This is a genomic window from Chitinophaga sp. (assembly GCF_036566945.1).
Taxonomy (GTDB): domain Bacteria; phylum Bacteroidota; class Bacteroidia; order Chitinophagales; family Chitinophagaceae; genus Chitinophaga.
Genome location: NZ_DATCVJ010000252.1, coordinates 1 through 4,859, shown reverse-complemented (window position 1 = coordinate 4,859; position 4,859 = coordinate 1). Strand labels below are relative to the sequence as shown.

Sequence of the window (4,859 nt, the reverse complement as noted above, 5' to 3'; positions counted from 1 at the left end):
TATCGCTGCAGATCATTCCAGGGTGCTGTTAGGAGGCTTTAGGGAGATGTTGCCCGCAATGGTTCGTGTATCGCTGCAGATCATTCCAGGGTGCTGTTAGGAGGCTTTAGGGAGATGTTACCCGCAATGGTTCGTGCATAGGCAACACATCACGCCCGGCCACTGGAATCGCGCTATTTTGCTTTCACATTATTCATTACTTTCTTCGCGCCAAACTGTTGCGCGATCCGCGCCACTTTCTTTAGTTGTTTCTTTTTAGCCGTACCATCGAGTGTTACTTCTCCATTGTCGATAGTCACGGTAACATTTGTAAATCCGTTGGCCGCATACACGGAGTCCAGCCTCTTTTTAAGTATTTCATCCGGATTGATCGCCGCCACCGGCGCTTCAGGTACTTCCGGCGGCAACGGCGCCTTTATGGTGATATTATCCTGTACGGACTTTACTCCTCTCACGCCTTTCAAAGCTTCCTCAGCAGCGGATTTAGCTACTTCATCGCTTACTTCTCCTGTGAGAATCACTACACCGTTTTTCACATCAGCAGTGATGCCGGGAACCAGGCTCAATTTTTCATTCACTTCTGCTTTCAACGTTGCATCGGATGGTTTACAGGCGAATATAAACGCGCCTATGGAGAGTATGGAGGCTATTGCCAGGGTTTTGGTAGTCATGCCCAAACAATTTTGTAAGAAGAAGTTAACAAATACGCGGCGAATCGCCAAAAAGAAGGATAGCAAAGCACAGCTGATAAGCTGCTGAGATCAACGGCAGCGCAGCTGAATAACGATCATAACGAATTACGGACTTGTTGACAGACAGTATCGAACATGATATCCGATAAACTATCTATCCGCAAGTCCGTAATGATATATTTAGTTCGTAATGCTTAGTTCAGCACCGTTTTCTCCTGTACTACCTGCAAACCTTTCTGGTCCTTCATTTTAGCGAAGCCACCGTCTACGTTACGCAAATTATGGATACCTTCCTTTTTCATGATAGAGCAGGCGATGATACTACGATAACCACCCTGGCAATGAACATACAGGTTAAAGTTATCTTCGAGATCACCTAATTTTCCTGGATCCATCATATCACCCAACGAAATGTTGATGGCATTTTTGATGTGACCATCGGCATATTCAATTGGTTTGCGTACGTCAAGGATCACCAGGTTTGGATCGTGTGGCAGGTCCATGGCCAGTTCATCTGCTTCTACTGTGATGATTAAGTCTTTGGCTTCGCCAGCTGCTTCCCATGCGGGGTAGCCGCCATTCAGATAGCCGGTAACGTTATCAAATCCCACACGGGCCATTCTCACAACGGTTTCTTCTTCTTTGCCAATAGGCGTAACCAGGATAATGTCCTGATCAAACGGTAACAGGCTACCCGCCCATTCCGCGAAGCGTCCTTCCAAACCGATGCTGATAGCGCCCGGAACAAATCCATCACCAAATTCGGTAGCCGGACGGGTATCCAGGATCAGCGCACCTGCCTGACCTTTTGCCTTAAATTCAGCAGGAGAAAGTGGCTGCATCGCCTTTTCCATCACTGCTTTCAGTGCGTCGTATCCTTCCTTGTTTATTTTAGCATTGATAGGGAAGTAAGATGGAGGGGTGGTTAAACCACTGGTTACTTCTTCAATGAATTTCTCTTTATCTGTAGCCAGCAATGCGTAGTTGGTGGCTTTTTCATCACCGATGGTGCTATAGGTATTAGGTCCCAGATTTTTGCCGCAGGCAGATCCAGGGCCATGTGCAGGGTACACTATCACCTGATCAGGTAATGTTTTAATCTTGTTGTTGAGAGAATCAAAGAGGTAACCCGCGAGTTCTTCTTTGGTGAGGTCACCGCTGAAAAGATCCGGGCGGCCTACATCTCCTACAAATAAAGTATCTCCGGTAAATATGGCATAAGGCTGTTCTTTTTCATCGAGCAGCAGGTAGCAGGAAGATTCCAGGGTATGGCCAGGCGTATGCAATACTTTCATAGTAAGGGCGCCGATCTTGAATGTTTCGTTGTCTTTAGCTACATAAGTTTCAAAGTTGGTCACAGCATCGGGGCCAAAAACGATTTTTGCGCCGGTAGCTGCAGCGAGGTCCAGATGCCCGGAAACAAAGTCTGCATGAAAATGCGTTTCAAAAATGTATTGAATGGTTGCGTTGCGTTCTTTTGCCAGATCAAGATAAACTTCGATATCACGTAACGGGTCTATCACAACGGCAACTCCTTCAGATTCAATGAAGTATGCCGCTTCCGACAAACAGTTGGTGTACAATTGTTTTACGAACATGGTTTTTGATTTTTACAAATTTACAACTTCTCAGGAGGTGTAGATATGGATAAAATCTATACCAAAATAAAAAAGTAGCCCTTATGGCTACTTTTTTATATAATCTTCTTCCGTAGGTAATACGGAGCAATACTTTTAACCAACAAGTTCTTCCACAAACTTCGCCACCTCAGCAATACGTTGCTTGTTGATGGTGTAGTGAATAAACTTACCATCTCTTTCTGTAATTACAATGCCTGCGCGCCTTAAAATGGCGAGATGTTGCGATGCTACCGATTGTTCCAGACGCAATTTCACATAAATCTCTGTCACGGTCATTTTTTTGTGGTCTTCCAGCAGCTTAATCATCTGCTGGCGCAGCTTATGGTTGATAGCACGTAAAACCATAGCAGCCTTCTTGACGGCAATGTAATCCAATTTGATCTGGTCTTTTTCATTGGTACCTCTAGAAATAATAAGAGTATTAGAAGAGGTAGTTAATAATGTTTTTTCCATCGCATAATAGTTTTAAAAAAATGATGAAATGAAAGGGATCAACGGACAGTACTCGCAAACAGTTAGACAACAATTGCGGTAATCGATTTATACAAAAATATAATATCTATCACAATAAAAAAAATTTCCATACCTTATTTTATCATATATAACCGTCGGATATGTGCAAATTAGATGTAATTTGACTCTTCCATGACAAAACAACGTTATGTGTCAGGGTTTTTGAGGAGAATAAAATGGCTTGAGGTAGAATGGACTGAAATAAGCCAGATCAACGAACATTTTTTTATTGAATGCCTGCGCTGAAAGTGGTGCCATATGCGCTGCACTTATTACATATTTTACAAAAATAGCATTTTTATGCGAAGATAACATCAGTTCCCACTTAGGACTGCCGTCACCGAAAAAGTAAATTTTCTTTTCTGCCAGCTGCTCCTCCAGTGAAGAAGGTTCCAGGATCATGGCCTGTGGCGGCATCAGCTCTTGTAAGCGGGCATCATACAATCCCATAAATACTTCCTGTCTGCGCGCATCCAGCATAGGACAATACCACGCATCCTCATCTTTTATAGTAGCCACTAATCCCTGCGCCATCATTTGCAAAGTAGAAATAGCCAGTAACGGCTTGTTCCAGGCATAGCACAAACCCTTTGCTGTAGCCACTCCTACCCTTAATCCGGTATAGGAACCCGGTCCTGCACTCACCGCCACTGCATCCAGCGCCGCCGGCAAAATGCCCTGTTCTTTCAATATCTGCTGTACAAATAAAATCATCGTAGCAGCATGATCCTGCTGCTTTTCATTCACCAACGTCTGCAACACTTGCCCATCACGGGAAAGACTCACAGAGCCAGTAGTTGTTGCGGTATCTATATTCAGTATAAGTGCCATGTAAAAATTTAAATCGCTTCGTACGCTGTTTGTAAAGAGGCTGCCACTTCATAACGGTCATCACCGGTAACATCGTGTATGGCCTTTAATACTTCATATACATGCAGGATGCCAATCCGCTCACTCCACTCAAAAGGACCATAAGGATAGTTGGTACCTAAACGCATGGAAGTGTCTATATCTTCCCGGGAAGCCGTTCCTTCCTGTTCCGTGAGATAGGCTTCATTAATAATCATACATACCACCCGGGGAGTCACCATACCTACCACATCCGCCACCAGCGCATATTCCCAGCCCAGTTTATACATAATGTTATCCAACGTTTCCTTTTGTCCTTCATCCATCACCGTTACTTCCATCACCGGCATATTCACAAACCCCGGTAAAAAATTACAACCCATGATATTGAATCCCTGTTCAAAGGCAAACTGGTTCATGATGTCGGACAAGGATGTTTTTACCATACCTGCCAACACCGGAATTCCCGGATTCTTTGCATACATCAGGGCATGTTCCGGCCGGTCATCAAAAATGAGATCCAGCACCAGGTCAAATACTTTAAGAGATAAAACCTCTTCCAGGCTCGTTTTCCATTGTATGTCATGATGCGTGGCCATTCCCTTCTGCTGCAATTCTTCATGCCGTTGCGCATCTGCTATTACCAGGATATTCATGCGTTAAATTTCGGCAAACCTAATAAAGAATCATTAATTATAGCACATCTGCCCTGCCAGACATTTGCGCGTTCTCAATTATTATTTACTTTCGTTCATATGGAAAAGCAAATCATTAACACCACCAATGCGCCCGCTCCTATTGGGCCATATAACCAATCTGTGAAAGCGGGTAACACGCTGTATGTGTCCGGCCAGATAGCCCTGGACCCGGCTTCCGGCGAACTGATTCAATCAGGTATCGTAAATGAAACCCACCAGGTAATGAAAAATCTGCAGGCCATTCTTACCGAAGCTGGTCTTGGTTTTCAGCACGTGGTAAAAACAACCATCTTCTTAACAGATATGAAAACATTCCCCCAGGTGAATGAAGTATATGGCAGTTATTTTACCAGCGACTTCCCAGCCAGGGAAACGGTGCAGGTAGCCGGATTACCCAAAGGAGTAGATGTGGAGATTTCTGTTATCGCGGTAGGTGTTTGATTTTTGTCTTTGTTCAGGATTATACT

The 4,859-nt window shown here is 44.2% G+C and carries 6 protein-coding genes; 1 reads left to right on the top strand and 5 read right to left on the bottom strand.

Annotated elements, in window-relative coordinates:
- Positions 1-173 precede the first annotated feature (173 nt).
- The 5 genes from VIP81_RS07425 to VIP81_RS07405 all read right to left on the bottom strand — a co-directional run bounded on the left by VIP81_RS07425 (position 174) and on the right by VIP81_RS07405 (position 4,350).
- Positions 174-671 carry a BON domain-containing protein gene (locus VIP81_RS07425; RefSeq protein WP_331957970.1) on the bottom strand — a complete coding sequence of 166 codons (498 nt, stop codon included), beginning with the start codon at positions 669-671 and terminating at the stop codon, positions 174-176.
- Between the two features lie 215 nt (positions 672-886).
- Positions 887-2,290, bottom strand: a complete 1,404-nt coding sequence (locus VIP81_RS07420; RefSeq protein WP_331957968.1) for an MBL fold metallo-hydrolase — start codon at positions 2,288-2,290, stop codon at positions 887-889.
- A 135-nt stretch (positions 2,291-2,425) separates the two neighbouring features.
- A complete protein-coding gene (locus VIP81_RS07415) occupies positions 2,426-2,785 on the bottom strand; it encodes an ArsR/SmtB family transcription factor (RefSeq protein WP_012788619.1) in 360 nt (119 codons plus the stop codon).
- Positions 2,786-2,998: 213 nt separating this feature from the next.
- The gene (gene tsaB / locus VIP81_RS07410) at positions 2,999-3,676 is read right to left on the bottom strand and encodes a tRNA (adenosine(37)-N6)-threonylcarbamoyltransferase complex dimerization subunit type 1 TsaB (RefSeq protein WP_331957948.1); all 678 of its coding nucleotides are present in this window, start codon (positions 3,674-3,676) and stop codon (positions 2,999-3,001) included.
- 8 nt (positions 3,677-3,684) lie between these two features.
- Positions 3,685-4,350: a 3-hydroxyacyl-CoA dehydrogenase family protein gene (locus VIP81_RS07405; RefSeq protein WP_331957946.1), complete on the bottom strand. Its 666-nt coding sequence runs from the start codon at positions 4,348-4,350 to the stop codon at positions 3,685-3,687.
- A 99-nt stretch (positions 4,351-4,449) separates the two neighbouring features.
- Here VIP81_RS07405 and VIP81_RS07400 point away from each other — a divergent pair, with 99 nt between their 5' ends.
- On the top strand, positions 4,450-4,833 hold the full coding sequence (locus tag VIP81_RS07400; protein ID WP_331957944.1) for a RidA family protein: 384 nt from the start codon (positions 4,450-4,452) through the stop codon (positions 4,831-4,833).
- The last annotated feature ends 26 nt before the right edge of the window (positions 4,834-4,859 follow it).

Coding starts and splice junctions, on each gene's coding strand:
- VIP81_RS07425 (WP_331957970.1), bottom strand. CDS start 671: ATGACTACCAAAACCCTGGCAATAGCCTCCATACTCTCCATAGGCGCG.
- tsaB (WP_331957948.1), bottom strand. CDS start 3,676: ATGGCACTTATACTGAATATAGATACCGCAACAACTACTGGCTCTGTG.
- VIP81_RS07415 (WP_012788619.1), bottom strand. CDS start 2,785: ATGGAAAAAACATTATTAACTACCTCTTCTAATACTCTTATTATTTCT.
- VIP81_RS07405 (WP_331957946.1), bottom strand. CDS start 4,350: ATGAATATCCTGGTAATAGCAGATGCGCAACGGCATGAAGAATTGCAG.
- VIP81_RS07400 (WP_331957944.1), top strand. CDS start 4,450: ATGGAAAAGCAAATCATTAACACCACCAATGCGCCCGCTCCTATTGGG.
- VIP81_RS07420 (WP_331957968.1), bottom strand. CDS start 2,290: ATGTTCGTAAAACAATTGTACACCAACTGTTTGTCGGAAGCGGCATAC.